The organism is Clostridium sp. CM027 (assembly GCF_024730565.1).
GTDB classification, from domain to species: Bacteria; Bacillota; Clostridia; order Clostridiales; family Clostridiaceae; genus Clostridium_AD; species Clostridium_AD estertheticum_B.
This window is the reverse complement of the sequence record NZ_CP077725.1, coordinates 2202004-2217889: the sequence shown is the minus strand read 5'-3', so window position 1 is coordinate 2217889 and position 15886 is coordinate 2202004. Positions and strand designations below refer to the sequence as shown.

The following is a 15886-nucleotide window of genomic DNA, read 5'->3' as shown; positions in this document are numbered from 1 at the left end:
AGTTAAGGAGATGAATAGATATGGAAAGAATAGACAAAATATTATCAAATTTAGGCCATGGAACAAGAAAAGAAGTGAAGGCGTTGTTAAAAAAAGGGAAAATAGAGGTCGATGGAGTAATAGTTTCTGATAATACAATGAAAATTGATCCGGATAAGGCTGTAATAAAGGTAGCTGGTGAAGAAATAACATATAGAAAATACATATATATAGTCATGAATAAGCCAGCTGGGGTAGTTTCTGCTACAGTAGATAAGTATGATGAAACTGTTATTGATTTAATAGATCAAGAATACCATGCTTTTAATCCATTTCCTATAGGAAGATTGGATAAAGACACAGTAGGGTTATTGCTAATCACTAATGATGGTGAATTAAATCATAAATTGATAGCACCTAAGAATCATGTAGATAAGGCGTATTATGCCGAGATTAATAAATTTGTAGATCAAAAGGATATAGACACCTTTAAGAAAGGTGTTGTATTAGATGATGGTTATAAATGCATGCCGGCCATATTAAAAGTATTAAATGCAGATGAAAATGGATCTGAGGTAATGATTACTATTCAAGAAGGCAAATTTCATCAGGTAAAAAGAATGTTCGAAAGTGTTGATAAAAATGTTGCATTTTTAAGAAGAATTAGTTTTGGACCATTAAAATTAGATGAAAATTTATCTGAAGGACAATATCGAGAATTGTCGGAAGAAGAGTTGGATTTATTAAAACAGGTTTAATTTAGTTAATAATATTATTTTTTATGAAAAAAATAAGTAAAATGTCTTTATTTTAAAATATTATTAGAATTAAATTTGTAAAAAACGCTTGCAAACATTAGTTAAATTTAATATAATTAAGTAGTAAAGTTAAATAGAGAAATAAATAGCCCCCTTTTTATTTGTTTAAAGCAGCCCAACCCCAAGGGCTGTTTTATTTTGTATAAAAAAGTCGATTTTTGTGAAGAATTCTTGATATAACATATTTCGATAAAATGCTCACATTAAATAGCATTATTTAATGTGAGCATTTTTTATTTGATAATAGGGAAGTATATAAGCACATAGTATATACTAGATGTATTTTTTGGATTATAATAAAAGCGAGTAAATATAGAAACACATGAATAATTTAACACAACATTTAGTGAGAAACTAAAGCAATACTAAATATTTTTTAAAATTTGAAAAATATATCAATATGAAAATTAGATAGGAGGAAATCTTATGGAGATAAAAGAAAATTTAATAAATTTTATGACAGAGCAGGCATATAAGCCTATGAATATAGCAGAACTTTCTAGAGTATTCGATATTAAAAAAAAGGATATAAAAGGGTTTTCTAATTTATTAGCTGAAATGGAAACAAATGGGGATGTGGTTAGAACACATGCCGAATATTATGGTATTCCAGAGAAGATGGGTCTTGTAATTGGTAAATTCCAAGGTCATCAAAGAGGCTTTGGATTCGTAATAGCAGAAGTAGAAAGACCAGATGTATTTATTCCTGCGGATAATTTAAATGGAGCAATGAATGGTGATAAAGTTCTTGCAAAAGTTTTAAAGGAAGAAAATAGCGGGAAAAAATGTGAAGGTGAAATTGTAAGAGTAATAGAAAGGTCTAATAAAACAATAATAGGAACTTATGAGGACAGTAGTAATTTTGGGTTTGTAGTAGCTGATGACAAGAGGATTGCTCAGGATATATTTGTTCCTAAATCAGAAAGAAATGGTGCAAAAACAGGGCAAATAGTAATAGCTGAAATAACTCAGTGGCCAGGACAAAAAAGAAATCCCGAGGGGAGAATTATAGAAATTCTCGGAAGCAAAGGTGACGCGGGCATCGATATATTAACTATAATTAAAAAACATAAGCTACCAGAGGAGTTCCCACAAAATGTTGAAGCATATGCCGATAATATAGCCGAAGTGATTCCACAAGAAGAATATACGCGCAGAACAGATTTAAGGGATTTACGTATGGTAACCATAGATGGCGAGGATGCTAAAGATTTAGATGATGCTGTGTCTATTGAAATTTTAGATAATGGAAACTATCGTTTAGGAGTTCATATAGCAGATGTTTCTCACTATGTAAAAGATAAAAATCCTTTGGACAAAGAGGCTTTTAAAAGAGCAACTTCAGTATACTTAATTGATAGGGTTATACCAATGCTTCCTAAAAAATTATCTAATGGGGTTTGCAGTTTAAATCCTAAAGTAGATAGACTAGCTCTTAGTTGTATTATGGAAATGGATAAAGAGGGTAAATGTGTAGATCATGAAATAATGGAAAGTGTTATAAAAACTAATGAGAGAATGACTTATACAGATGTTACTAAAATACTAAGGGATAAAGACGCCGAAACTATTAAAAAATATGATTATTTATATGAAGATTTTAAACATATGGAAGAGTTATGTGGAATTCTTAATAAGAAGAGAATGAATAGGGGCGCTATAGATTTTGATTTCGCTGAGTGTAAAATAATATTAAATGAATTAGGAAAGCCTGTAGACATTGTACCTTATGAGAGAGCTATTGCAAATAGATTAGTTGAGGAATTTATGTTAACGGCTAATGAAACTGTAGCTGAGCATATGTTCTGGCTAAATGTGCCATTTGTATATAGAATTCATGAGGATCCAGATGAGGAAAAATTAATGCGATTTAGTGAATTTGCTCATAATTTAGGATATTCTATGAAGTGGGGAAAGGATATACATCCTAGAATGCTTCAGGAAGTAATAGGAAAAGTAAAAGGCCAAAAAGAAGAGATGGTACTAAGCACTTTATTATTACGTTCTATGATGAAAGCAAAATATTCTCCAGAATGTGTTGGGCATTTTGGGTTAGCAGCCAAGTATTATTGTCATTTTACATCACCAATTAGAAGATATCCTGACTTAATGATCCATAGGATAATTAAAGAAGTTATAAATGGAGGATTAAGTCAAGCGAGAACAGATAGATTAGGTAGAGAAGTAGAGATAGCGTCAAAACAATCATCAGATATGGAAAGAGTAGCTATGGAAGCTGAGAGAGAAGTAGATGACTTAAAGAAAGCTGAGTATATGAGTGAGCGAATTGGTCAAGAATATGATGGTATTATATCCTCAGTAACTAATTTCGGATTGTTTGTTGAACTTCCTAATACTGTAGAAGGGTTAGTTCATATGACTAGCTTGGATGATGATTATTATGTCTTCGATGAAAGACATTTAACCCTTATTGGTGAGCGAACTAAGAAAATGTATAAACTAGGAGAAGAAGTAAGAATTGTAGTTAGTAAAGTTGATTTAACTTCACATGAAGTTTATTTTGATATAATTGAAGCTGATGAAGAGAAAGAAGAAGACCAAGAAGTTGAATACTCTGTTAGTGATTTAAATGAGCTTATAAAGGAAGAGTAGTCAAAAAAAGAAGACTATAATATAGAATAATTTTAAAATACACAGAAGAGGTTAATAGCTTCTTCTGTGTATTATATTTAAAAGATATATTGTAAAAATAATCCATGCATTTCTTGAAAAAGAATACATAGTATAGTATAATAATATGTATTATACATAATATATATAATGTGTTCTTATGTATATTAATAAGAATAAAGCAGGTGAAATTGTGGCAAAGAAATCGGAAAACAAAACACTAGCAGAAAACAGGAAAGCAAGACATGATTATTTTATAGAAGAAGCAATGGAAGCTGGTATAGCGCTTGTTGGTACAGAAGTAAAGTCTATTAGATCTGGAAAAGCGAACTTAAAAGATGCTTATGCAGATGTTATAAATGGTGAAGTATTTATAAAAAATATGCATGTTAGTCATTACGAAAATGGGAATCAATTTAACACTGATCCTTTAAGAGTAAGAAAATTATTGCTTCATAAAGAGCAAATAAATAAACTAGCATCATTTACGGCTCAAAAGGGTTTTACACTAGTTCCATTATCCCTATATCTTAAGGATACTAAGGTAAAAGTTAATCTTGGTATTGTTCGCGGTAAGAAAGACTATGATAAGAGAGATGCGATGCTAGAAAAAGATGCTAAGAGAGACATGGATAGGCAGATAAAAGAGAGAATGAGATAACTAGCAATAATGCACATACATTCCATGATATTAGCACTTGATAAAGGATATAATATAGTGTATCATTAGGTTTATAGTAAGTAACAAGAAATTAGATTAGCAGTTGATATCTAATTAATTTATGGGTCATAAAAATTTAATAATTTAAATTTGCGTAATTACATGCAATAATAGTTATATATTATTGTAGTACAAAAGATTTTAGTTTAATCTTTTGACATATTAGGGGGCGTACTTGGTTTCGACGGGGGTACGTTGCATCGAGGAAGCGAGCCGAGGGAACCTATGGACCCGCGTTAAAAAACTATTGGAACAATTTAAACGCAAACGATAATTTAGCACTAGCAGCTTAGTTCTGCTACGTCTTACCTTTGAATACCGCGACTTAGGATAGGGCGCCGACAGCGGTGAACCGAGCTTGGGAAAGCTTTGACCCAGGAACGGAAAATATGAAGCTACCGGAACCTAAACCCCGTCAGTAGGGGTTAGGAGACGGGAATTTTAAAGTACTGACTACGCTCGTAGATGCCTAGGTGTTATGGCTTTCGGACAGGGGTTCGACACCCCTCGCCTCCACCAGTGAAACCCTCGACTAATTAATTTTAGTTGAGGGTTTTCTTATGCATTAACGCATTGTAAAGGCAGAATGAGAGACTTCAATAACATTCCTTAAAATTAAAAAACCACACCCCTATAGAATATAGGAATATGGCTTAGGAATAACTCGTTTTTTAGAGTAATGTCTAATTAAGTGGGCTCAATTAAAACAATTTACACCATCTTTATTAGTCATTTATTATACGGATGTTTACATTTCTTCGGCCCCAATTAAGTGCTTCAGCTTCTGTATTAAAAAATACATCGATGATATTACCTTTAATAGCGGAACCAGTATCTGATGCAATAGCATATCCGTAGCCTTCTATATAAACCTTAGAGCCCGTTGGTATAACTGTAGGGTCCACAGCTATAGTGCTGTATCCATTTGGATTTCTGCTTGTCCTAGAACCTGATGCTGTAAAACCATCCGTTGAATATGCGGTCGATTCTATAATGAAGTAGTTATTTGATTTTGATGCATCACTAGGGATAGCATCAGATTTAGAGGGTGCACTTTTAGCAGAATCTAAGTGTCTAGATATAGTAATGGAATTTGTTGCTGCTTGCTTTTTTATTATTTTTGCAGCGGCTAATTCTTTTATTCTCGCATCAGCTAATTCTTTTGCATTTTTGTCAGCGATTAATTTAGTTTCTTTTTTAGTTACGTTGCTAATAAGCACCTTGTGTTCTTTTATGTCTTTACTTAATTTTGTTAGAATAATTTCATTATTTGTTTTTAGCACTGATAATTTATCATTTTCATTATTTAAAGTGGCTTTATGTTTTATTATAGAATTTCTTTGTTTTTTTATTTCATCAATGAGTTTTCTGTCATGCTTTATTATCCTTTCAAGTGTATCTACCCTTGATATAACATCACTAAAACTAGTTGAATCTAGAATTACCTTAAGATAACCATCTGAACCATTTATATACATAGCTCTTGCTCTTTTTTCAAACAAGGCTTCTTGATCGATAGCGTTTTTTTCTACAATTTCTAATTTAGTTTGCGTTTTTCTTATATCTTGAGCTATGTCATTCATTTTAGCTTTGTTAATGTCAATTTTATTTAATACTTTATCAATTTCAATGTCAAAATTATTTGCTTTTATCTGTAAAGCTTTTTTGCTGCTTTGAACTTGTTCTAATTCAGATGTTTCATTAGTACTTGGCGCAGCAAAAGTATTGACATTGATAGTTATTGTTAGCATCATAACAACAGATATTATTTTTTTTTTCATACATGAACCTCCTTAAAATAGCTATAAATATTAATAATATTTTTTATTATATTATAATGTTGTAAAGAATTATGTTGCAAAGTGAATATGGTTAAAAAAAGGCTAATTAATACCTCTTTTAAATTTTAGGCTATGTTAGACAATAATATATATAAAATTGACACCATTCTATATGGTTATCAATATAGAAAATTACACAACCACAATTAGGACAAACTATTCCTACAATTTATTATACAATTATTTCTAATCTTTATGCAAACTTTTTACTTATATCATTCACTTCTTCCAATGGACAGTGATATAGTTGTCGGGGGCTTTTATATTTCAAGAGATAACTATCTTTTGTTTTTGGGAGGAAAGATGGTATAATAACAATAGCTCAAGAACAAAATTGTATAATAGACAAAGGAATAAATTAGGATGGGTTAGGGCGTTGAAATGAATAATACATATAAATTATTGATAATTGAAGATGATAAAAACATGTGTGAAGTGTTAAATAATATTCTAAGTAAATGGGGATTTGAAGTAACCGTATGTGAAGATTTTGAAAAAATAATAGAGTGCTTTAAAGAATGTGAACCTAAGGTGGTTCTTATGGATATTAACCTTCCAATTTGTGATGGCTTTTATTGGTGTAAAAATATAAGAGAAATATCTAAAACACCAATCATATTTGTATCTTCAAGGGATAGTAATATGGATATAGTAATGGCAATTAATAGTGGTGGAGATGATTATATTCAAAAACCTTTTGATTCAAATGTGTTAATTGCAAAACTACAAGCTATTATAAGAAGGACATATGAGTATAAAAATGAAGAAACAAGAGTATTAAAATGTGATGATTTATTATTAAATTTAGACAACACAACTCTTTTATATAATGGAAATTCCTTAGAACTTACAAAAAATGAAATAATCATTTTGCATTCTCTCATAGAGAATAAGGGAAAAGGAGTTTCTAGAAGTAAACTAATGAAAAAGCTTTGGGATGATGATATATATGTTAATGAGAATACTTTAACTGTTAATATTAATAGATTAAGAAACCGCATAGAGCAAATTGGAATAAAAGATTTAATAATAACACAAAAAGGCATTGGATATATAATATTATGATATTAAGTCAACTGTTTGGATGAAAATTCTAGATGGTTGACTTTTTCTTAAGATACAAGAAAGATATAGTTATTTATATGAAGGATAAAAAGGGGGAAATGATAGATGAAGATAATTGATTATATGAAGATTAATAAAATATGGTTAATAAGCAATACAATAATTTTTATAATAATTAATTGTATATTATATAGCAGTAGTACTATAAATAAGAGTTTTCAAGATATTATGTACATGTGTTATTGGCAAGTACTTTTGGAGAAATTTCGGCAAACTATTTTACTGAATTTATCCCAGTATATTTTTACCATTTAACTGCTAGAATATAGATTTTCTGTGCTCCAATCTATAGCTCTTTCCAATCATGTTAAAAAGTTCGCACCTATAAGATATTCTATCTAATACAGCTGTTGTTAATGCTGGGTCTCCTAAAAGTTCTACCCATTCTTCGAATCCTTTGTTAGAAGTTATAATTAGTGATGCCTGTTCATGAAGGGATGATATTAATTGAAAGAACAAATTAGCCTCATCTCTAGTTATAGGAAGATATCCGACCTCATCAATTATAACGAGACTTGAAGAAAGGATTCTATTTAGTTTACCTTTGCTTTTTCTTGATATCTGCTGAGTTTTCAAAACATGCATCAGATTATCCATAGTTACAAAACTTACCTTATAACCTGCCTCAACGGCTTTATAACCCAAGGCAATAGCTGTGTGAGACTTCCCAACGCCCGGTGGGCCTAAAAATATAAGATTATACATCCTATCTATCCATTCCATTTCCATGAGTCTGTTTATTTGTTTCTTTGTTATTGATTTTTGAAATAGAAAATCAAATTCCTCCATTGTCTTTTTAACTGGAAAGCCAGCATATTTAAGTCTTTTTTCTTGTGTTTTCTGATCCTTCAAACCAACCTCATTTTTAAGTATTGATAACAGAAAGTCTTGATAGGAAACATTACCTAACTCGCCTTTTTCAATAATTTTATCTGCATCTACATTTAAATAGTTTAGCTTAAGATTTTTGGCATACTCTTTGATTAATTCTAATTTCTCCATGATTGCTTGTCCTCCTTCAAAGCATCAATATAGTCACTTATACTTCTTACTTCCGGTTTTAACCCTCTATACTTTGATGGTATAGATAACTTATCAATTACAGATTTTTTATCAACTTTTGCAATATCCTGTATCGCAAGATATTCAAGGGTTTCTTTAAACATTCCAGCACTCCACAAGTTTCGTATAACACAATAATTCAATGCTTGTTCTATTAGCGAAGCTTCATATGAATGTACTATATTTAGTATTGATCCAAATTGATCTTTGCAGTATCTTGGTTTTTCACGTTTTATGCCATCTAGTAGCATTTTTGCATTTTCAGTTTTACCGAGAGCAAAAAACAATCTTTCATAAACTTGGTCAATAGAACTGTGAATATCCCGTTCGGGATGAATTATTTTTATAAGTTCACCCTGCCTTGTGCTTACTTGATGACTTGCTATTAATACACCTGTATCAAAATCAACTATATTCATTTTGGAGCCTTTTATCATTAATTTAAGTTCTTTACCTGGGCTATAAGTTCCTTTGGGCACTTGATACCTGTTCTGTTTATACAAAATTACATTGTTTTTTCGTACAGCATAAGTTAAACTAGTATTAGATGAATTTTTTTCAAAGAGTTCAGGTACTGGTAGCAAGTGTTTCTTTTCGAGAGCAAACACTTCTGCCGGTATTTTTTTCGTTATTTCATGTTTTTTACCATTGCCTGTTCTATCTAGCCATTTGAATGAGTCTTCATTAAAGGAATCAACATCTATAAATACTCTGTTTATAGCAAAGTTATATTTTGAGTATTTTACCACAGATTCTATTTTCCCCTTACTTTGAGGATCAAAACCTCTACAAAGCCTAACTTTATATTTCATAGTATTAATATAATTTTGAAAACCTTCGGTATAAATAATGTCTCCAGAATTCTCGGCTACTGCAAGCACACGATCTTGGTCATACACTATTTCAATAGGCATACCACCAAGATATTCAAAAGCTCGATTATGAGCATCAATAAAAGAGGCGGTAGTAAATGGTTTGTCTGTCCAAAGTATGTATTTATACCTTGAATGTGATAAAACCATTGCAAAGCAATACACTTTTACTTTGTTTCCATTTAATCTTTTGAGCCATATTTGACCCATATCAACCTGAGCTTGGTAGCCCATGGGAAGTTCATGTACTTCCTCAAATTGTCTTATTGGCGAAGCCTTAGGCAGATTGTATTCTTTCCTTAAATTACTAATATAAAGCCTTAAAGACCTTTCTTTAAATTTTACATCACCATATCTTTCCTTTATCCAATCAAGTACTTGTGCTGCTGACATATCTCTGAAATCAGTAATCCATTCTAAAATATCATCTTTGTAGATATCAATTTTTTTATGTCTATTCTTCGATTGAATAGTGACTTTAGCATATTCACCAGGATCCATGTCCCAATACTTTTGAACTGTTTTGTAATTTATATTTAGAGCTCTTTCAACCTGTGATTTATTAAATCCAAGTGCTTTATATTGTTTTATTTCACTAAACATATTCCATCCTTTCAATTTTAAATTCCCCCTCTGTAAAATATATCTCTAATTGTATCAGAGAAGGAATTATTATTGTACTTAACTGGAAATTATTCTCCTTTTTTGTTTGCCGAAATATCACCCTTTTAGTTTACCGCTAACAACATGGATATACTTATTTTATTAACAGTATTTATAGCTTTTACTTATGGATTTATAAAAGAAAAAAATAAATACAGTAATATTTTAAAGTGTAATGAGGAATTAGATAATAAAATAAATGATTTTCATTTAAATGTATTTTCAAATATATTAAAAAAACAAAGTCTAGAACATCTAAAAAAGGAAGAAAGTTTAAAAAACAATATAAATGATTTTGAGGATTATATTACAAGATGGGTTCATGATATTAAAATTAATATTGCTGTTGCTTACCTATTATTAGAAGACTTGGAAGAGGATGAGTCGCAAAAGGTAATATTTGAAATAAAACAAATGGAGTTTAGTGTAAATCAAGTGCTATATGTTACAAGGGCAAATAATTATAATTTAGATGTAAAAAGTGAGCAAGTAGCAGTAGGAGATGAAATTAGAAAGGCAATAAAAGAGAATGCAGGATTTTTCATAAACAAAAACATTGAAATAATATTAGAGGTTGAAGGGTTTAATATAATAAGTGATAGAAAATGGATTCACTATATCCTTTCTCAAATTATTAATAATAGTAGTAAGTATACTAATGAAAATGGACAATTACATATTTTCAGTAAAGAGGATAGCAAGGCTTATTATTTACATATTAAAGATAATGGGATTGGTATTCCTAGAGAAGATATAAAAAGAATATTTAATAAAGGATTCACTGGGAAAAATGGAAGGTCAAGAACTAAATCAACTGGTATTGGTTTATATTATACAAAAAAAATGTGTAATAATTTAAATATAGATTTGAAGGTAGAAAGTGAAGAGGCAGAGTACACTGAATTTATTCTAAGTTTTTACAAGTTAGCAGATTACTACAATGTTACACCAATGTCACATTAGAACCTAATTTGTAACCTTGATAGGTGGAGGAGTAGTCAGTTATAAATTATACTATAGATACGAGGTGATAATATGAATAAAATTGTAGCAGTATCAAAGTTAATTAAAGAATATGGAAGGTTAACTAATAAACATAAAGTATTAAAGGAAGTAGATTTACAAATTAATGAAGGTGAATTTATTAGTATAATGGGACCTTCAGGTTCAGGAAAAACTACCTTTTTAAATGTCATGTCAACGATAGACAAAGCAACTTCAGGAGAGGTTTTAATTGATGGTAAAGATGTTAACAGTCTAAAAGAAAATGAATTAGCTAGGTTTAGGAGAGACGTAATAGGTTTTGTTTTTCAAGATTTTAATTTGTTAGATAATATGACAATAAGAGATAATATTGCATTGCCATTAACACTAAACAATGAAAAGGTAGAGATAATATTAGAAAAGATTAATAAACTAACAAAGCTCTTAGGCATAGAAAAGCATCTGGATAAATATCCTTATCAATTATCAGGGGGCCAAAAGCAAAGAGCAGCAATTTGTAGAGCATTAATTACATCTCCAAAGGTGATTTTTGCAGATGAACCAACGGGTGCAATAGATTCTAAATCAGCTATAGAAGTTCTTGAATGCTTCGTAAATATAAATAAAAGTTGTAATACTACGATTATAATGGTAACTCATGATCCTAGGGCTTCAAGCTATTCAGATAGAGTGATGTTTTTGAAGGATGGAAGTATAAGTGGTGAATTAGATAGCAATGGAGATAAAAGTGAGATGTTTAAAAAGATTCTTAATATGATAGCTATGATGGGAGGAGTTAGTGATGAACTCATTTAAACTATCATTGATGCTTTTTAAGGATAACATAAAGGTATATAAACTTTATTTACTTATTACAATTGTATCTGTTGCAACTTTCTATAACTTTTTAGCAATAGGAGACAATGAGGCATTTATCGAAATTAGTGAAAGATTTCAGGCAGCAAGTGTAGCAAGTCTTTCATGTGGATTTATTTTAGTATGTACAGTAGTATATTTTATATTTAATGCAGATAAATTTTTCTTGTTAAATAGGCAAAAGGAGACTGCCTTATATATGTTAATGGGAATTACCCAATCAAAAATTGGACAAGTATTTGCAATAGAAAGTTTATTACTTGGAGCTACATCTATATGTAGTGGACTTATATTTGGAGTAATCTTATCTAAACTATTTTTTATGCTACTCGCAAAATCCATATTTTTAAATGTAGAAATACCTTTCAAAATTTCATTAAATGCTGTCTTTATAGTAATCTTAGTATTCTCATGTATTTTTGCAATATTAGGTTATAAAAAATATAGAGTAGTAAAGAAAAGTAAACTCATAGATATGATTAATGCTACAAAGGAAAAAGAAGAACTACCAAAGTTAAGATATTTTAAGGGTATCTTAGGGGTTCTATTAATTTTAGCTGGTTACTTAGTTGGCGTTATGATTAAAAGATGGGAGCTAGATTTGCTGTTTTCATCTATGACAGCGCTATTATGTGTTTCAATAGGTACATACTTTTTCTTTGGAAGTTTCATGTCCATAGTCTTTAATAAGATGATAAAAAATAAAACCATGGTATATAAGAATGTTATGTTAGTAAGTATTTCTAATATGTACTTTAGACTAAAGGGGAATTATCGTAATCTAGCTATGACAGCAATGTTATGTGCAGCAGCTATAACAGCCTTTGGAGTAAGCTTATCCTTTGAGAAAGTTGCACAAAAAGAAGCTATTAAGCAATCTCCATATAGTTTTAGCTATGAAAGTAATGATGAAAAATCAAAAGAAAAAGTAGTGGGAATAATTAATGAATCTAATCACGAGTTAATTGGAATTAATGAAAATAAATTTATTTTAGGAAAGATTGATTATATAAACTATCATAGAAAAGTAGATTATAAAAATGAAGCAATAATAATAAGCTATTCAACATTAAAAAAGAACTTAGAGTTTCTAAATTATAAAGTAACAGATAACATTAAGCCTAAGGGATGCGAGGCTGTTTTTATAATAAGTGCAACAACATTAGCATCTCCATTAAATGTTCTGAAAGAAGAAATTAAAATAAAAAATAGAGAGTATGTAATTAAAAAACAAGAAGATGCACCCTTTACTGGGATTATAGACAAATTAGGAACAAAAAATATATATATTTTAGAAGATGATGAATATGAAAAGGTTAAGGAAGGCTTTAATGAAACATCTTTAAATTGCGTTCAAATAAGTAAAGAGAAAGAGGCAGATCAATTAATATCCAATATAAGGGAAGTTATGCCAAAGGAGAAGGTATATCCACATATTAACGAATACACATGGGATTATTATGCAATAGAAATATTTCATTTTTTAGGGCTAATAATGTCTATAATATTTATACTTTCAACCTTTAGTACAATTTATTTTAAAATATTAAAGGATGCCTTCATGGATAAAGAGCAGTACAAAACACTGAAGAAAATAGGCATGAGTAAAGCGGAAGTAAAGAAATCTGTGCATGTACAAGTTGGAATTTCATTTATTTTACCTGGTAGTGTAGGAATACTGCATAGTATTATTGCAATTAAGATGTTAGAACAAATAATGAATTTTTCGTTTAATACTCAGTTAATAATTGCGCTATGCTTATATTCAATAACAATGATTTTATTCTATTTTTTCATAAGTAATGATTATGTGAAGATGGTCTATGAGGAAGGCGATAATAATGATTAAAAAGATACTAAAGATATTAAAAAACATTCTTATTGTCATATTAGCGTTATTAATAATTATATCTATAGTAGGTCAAGTTCGAAAATATCTAGAAAAAGACGATGTTAATCCTTTAGGTACATTAGTTGAGGTTGATGGTAAAAAAATGCACGTATATTCTGAGGGTGAAGGAAAGAAAACAATTGTTTTAATGCCAGGTTTAGGAAGTATTGCACCTTCAATTGATTTTAAACCTTTAATTAAAGAGTTTAAAAAAGACTTTAAAGTAGTGGTTGTAGAACCTTTTGGTTATGGATTTAGTGAAGAAACTTCAAAGGAACGTAGCGTAGAAAATATTGTTGCTGAAACCAGAACGGCATTGAAAGAGGCCAATATAGATGGACCATATATACTTATGCCTCACTCTATATCAGGGATATATGCTCAGTATTATGCAGAAGTTTATCCAAAAGAAGTTGAAGCAATAGTTATGATGGATACAACATTAGTTAAGGCATGTCTAGAAGAAGCGGATAAAATTGATTTACCCATGGGTAAAAAGCTATATATGGAAGCTACTGTAGGAAATTTTTTAGGTATTGATAGGATATATTATAATAATATTTACAAAGATGAAGCTTGTTTTTCAGAAGAGGATAAAAATGATTTAGTAAAAATGGGAGTTCAAAATACATTTAACAAAACTATAAAAAATGAAATTAATATGATATTAAAGAATTGTGGAACAGTGAATAAAACTAAAATGTCAAAGGAGTTGCCAATACTTAAATTTATTGCAATTAGATCTATGAAAGATATACCTAATGATAAATATACAAATATAATGAATAAAAATTTAGATGAATTTAAGGAGTATAATAAATTTAGTTATTCTGATCTAGAAGGAAGACATTATATTTTCTATACGAAATCAAAAGAAATTGGGAAAGAAACTCGAGGGTTTTTAGGCAAATATGATAATTAATATTATTAAAAAGAAAGGCGGAGTAGTGGATTTTAAAGGGACCAATAGAACTATAAATTATTAAATTTAATTCTCCAACCAATATTAGAAGTGATGAAGGAGTATATGTTGAAGAAATTTCCAAGTATTAAAGGGACCTATAGTTCATACAATTCAATGGAAAAAAATCCATTTACCAAATTAGTATAGTTTAGGTTATAATATATCTAAGTCACAACAGTTAAATAATGTGGAATATGGAGGTCTTGTCAAATGAATAAGAAATTAGTCTTAGGTGTAATGTTAACAGTAAGTTTGTTTGTAACACCTATAAAAAATGTATATGCTGATTCATATAAGAGTGTTACTATAGGGGATGATTTGACGAATCAACAGAAAGAAAACATGCTAAAGTATTTTGATGTAGATAGGAATAGTGCGAGTGTTGTTGAAGTTACAGCTAGTGAAGAGAAGAAATATCTGGGAGATACAGTATCTAGAGCTCAATTAGGTAATAAGGCGATATCATGTTCTTATATTGAGCCAACAACTACTGGTGGTTTAGTAGTCAATACAAATAATGTAACTTGGGTAAATGCTAGTATGATAAAGAATGCCCTAATTACAGCAGGAATTGAGAATGCTAATGTTAAAGTTTCTGCACCATTCACTGTATCCGGTACGGCAGCTATGACTGGCATATTAAAGGGATTTGAAAATAGTAAAGACGGTAAGAAATTAGATGAAAGTACAAAGAAAACAGCTAATGAAGAGGTCGCAGTTACAGGCAAACTAGGTGAAAAAATTGGACAAGATAAAGCAGCGGGATTAATCAATGAAGTAAAGAGTGAAGTTATAAAAGATAAACCTAAGAATGAGGCAGGTATAACAAAAATAGTAAATAATGTAACAAATAATTACAATTACAATCTGTCTAAAGATGATGTAAGTGGTATTGTTGGATTAATGAAAAATGTAAATAAATTAAACTTGGATTACAGCAAAGTAAAAGGACAGCTTGAGGGTGTAGCTAGTACAATGAAAAATACATTAGAGAGTGATAAGGCTAAAAGTTGGTTCTCAAGTGTATGTGATTCTATTGGAAATTTCTTTAAGGGAGTATCAGATAGTTTAAAATCATAAATGAGATGAGTGTGGGAGGTATAAGTTTAATAATAAAAAGGTAGACTTGAAAAGTGGTAACAGGGGTTCACTGGTTATTAGAGATGTCTTCTGTATTTAAGGAAGGCACCTTTATATAGTGGATTACACCCATCAGGCTTCGCCTCCACCATACATAAACAACAATTTTGATACAAAGGAAAACCCTTGAATTCAGGGGTTTTCGTTGTTTTTTGGTGAAAATATAAGGCGAAACTTATGATTTGACCATAAGTTTTTGGGGTAAATTAAAATAAATGCATACTAAAATAAACCCCTACCGTAGAATATCTTGAATTTACGTAAGCTGACATCGCTGAAAAGATGGGAGGATACTGACAGACCTATAGACCTGATGGAC

12 protein-coding genes and 1 other RNA gene are annotated in these 15886 nt (G+C 30.0%); 10 read left to right on the top strand and 3 right to left on the bottom strand.

Annotated features, from left to right (window positions below; genetic code table 11):
- Nucleotides 1–20 precede the first annotated feature (20 nt).
- From KTC92_RS10530 to ssrA, 4 genes are all read left to right on the top strand, one after another.
- Nucleotides 21–737 carry a pseudouridine synthase gene (locus KTC92_RS10530; protein ID WP_220287493.1) on the top strand — a complete coding sequence of 239 codons (717 nt, stop codon included), beginning with the start codon at nt 21–23 and terminating at the stop codon, nt 735–737.
- 486 nt (nt 738–1223) lie between these two features.
- Nucleotides 1224–3410: a ribonuclease R gene (rnr, locus tag KTC92_RS10525; RefSeq protein ID WP_216302284.1), complete on the top strand. Its 2187-nt coding sequence runs from the start codon at nt 1224–1226 to the stop codon at nt 3408–3410.
- Nucleotides 3411–3588: 178 nt separating this feature from the next.
- Nucleotides 3589–4089: an SsrA-binding protein SmpB gene (smpB, locus tag KTC92_RS10520; protein ID WP_216302283.1), complete on the top strand. Its 501-nt coding sequence runs from the start codon at nt 3589–3591 to the stop codon at nt 4087–4089.
- A 225-nt stretch (nt 4090–4314) separates the two neighbouring features.
- Nucleotides 4315–4668, top strand: a transfer-messenger RNA (tmRNA) gene (gene ssrA / locus KTC92_RS10515).
- 206 nt (nt 4669–4874) lie between these two features.
- On the opposite strand, the gene KTC92_RS10510 is transcribed toward ssrA, so the two are convergent.
- Entirely contained in the window at nt 4875–5930 is a 1056-nt protein-coding gene (locus KTC92_RS10510; RefSeq protein ID WP_220287491.1) for a 3D domain-containing protein, read from the bottom strand.
- A gap of 441 nt (nt 5931–6371) precedes the next feature.
- Between KTC92_RS10510 and KTC92_RS10505 the strand changes: the two genes are divergently transcribed.
- Nucleotides 6372–7055, top strand: coding sequence for a response regulator transcription factor (locus KTC92_RS10505; RefSeq protein ID WP_220287489.1), 684 nt, complete (start codon nt 6372–6374; stop codon nt 7053–7055).
- A gap of 318 nt (nt 7056–7373) precedes the next feature.
- On the opposite strand, the gene istB is transcribed toward KTC92_RS10505, so the two are convergent.
- On the bottom strand, nt 7374–8117 hold the full coding sequence (istB, locus tag KTC92_RS10500; protein ID WP_258280588.1) for an IS21-like element helper ATPase IstB: 744 nt from the start codon (nt 8115–8117) through the stop codon (nt 7374–7376).
- Complete coding sequence (gene istA, locus KTC92_RS10495; RefSeq protein WP_258280587.1) at nt 8105–9667, bottom strand: IS21 family transposase; 1563 nt, start codon at nt 9665–9667, stop codon at nt 8105–8107. The genes istB and istA overlap by 13 nt, the downstream gene beginning before the upstream one ends.
- 129 nt (nt 9668–9796) lie before the next feature.
- Here istA and KTC92_RS10490 point away from each other — a divergent pair, with 129 nt between their 5' ends.
- The 5 genes from KTC92_RS10490 to KTC92_RS10470 all read left to right on the top strand — a co-directional run bounded on the left by KTC92_RS10490 (nt 9797) and on the right by KTC92_RS10470 (nt 15507).
- Complete coding sequence (locus KTC92_RS10490; protein WP_258280586.1) at nt 9797–10675, top strand: ATP-binding protein; 879 nt, start codon at nt 9797–9799, stop codon at nt 10673–10675.
- Nucleotides 10676–10747: 72 nt separating this feature from the next.
- Nucleotides 10748–11512, top strand: a complete 765-nt coding sequence (locus tag KTC92_RS10485; RefSeq protein WP_220287722.1) for an ABC transporter ATP-binding protein — start codon at nt 10748–10750, stop codon at nt 11510–11512.
- On the top strand, nt 11499–13421 hold the full coding sequence (locus KTC92_RS10480) for an FtsX-like permease family protein (RefSeq protein WP_220287720.1): 1923 nt from the start codon (nt 11499–11501) through the stop codon (nt 13419–13421). The genes KTC92_RS10485 and KTC92_RS10480 overlap by 14 nt, the downstream gene beginning before the upstream one ends.
- Complete coding sequence (locus tag KTC92_RS10475) at nt 13414–14385, top strand: alpha/beta fold hydrolase (protein ID WP_216302272.1); 972 nt, start codon at nt 13414–13416, stop codon at nt 14383–14385. Before KTC92_RS10480 ends, KTC92_RS10475 begins: the two co-directional genes overlap by 8 nt.
- Before the next feature lie 252 nt (nt 14386–14637).
- Nucleotides 14638–15507 carry a DUF1002 domain-containing protein gene (locus KTC92_RS10470; protein ID WP_216302271.1) on the top strand — a complete coding sequence of 290 codons (870 nt, stop codon included), beginning with the start codon at nt 14638–14640 and terminating at the stop codon, nt 15505–15507.
- Nucleotides 15508–15886: the final 379 nt, after the last annotated feature.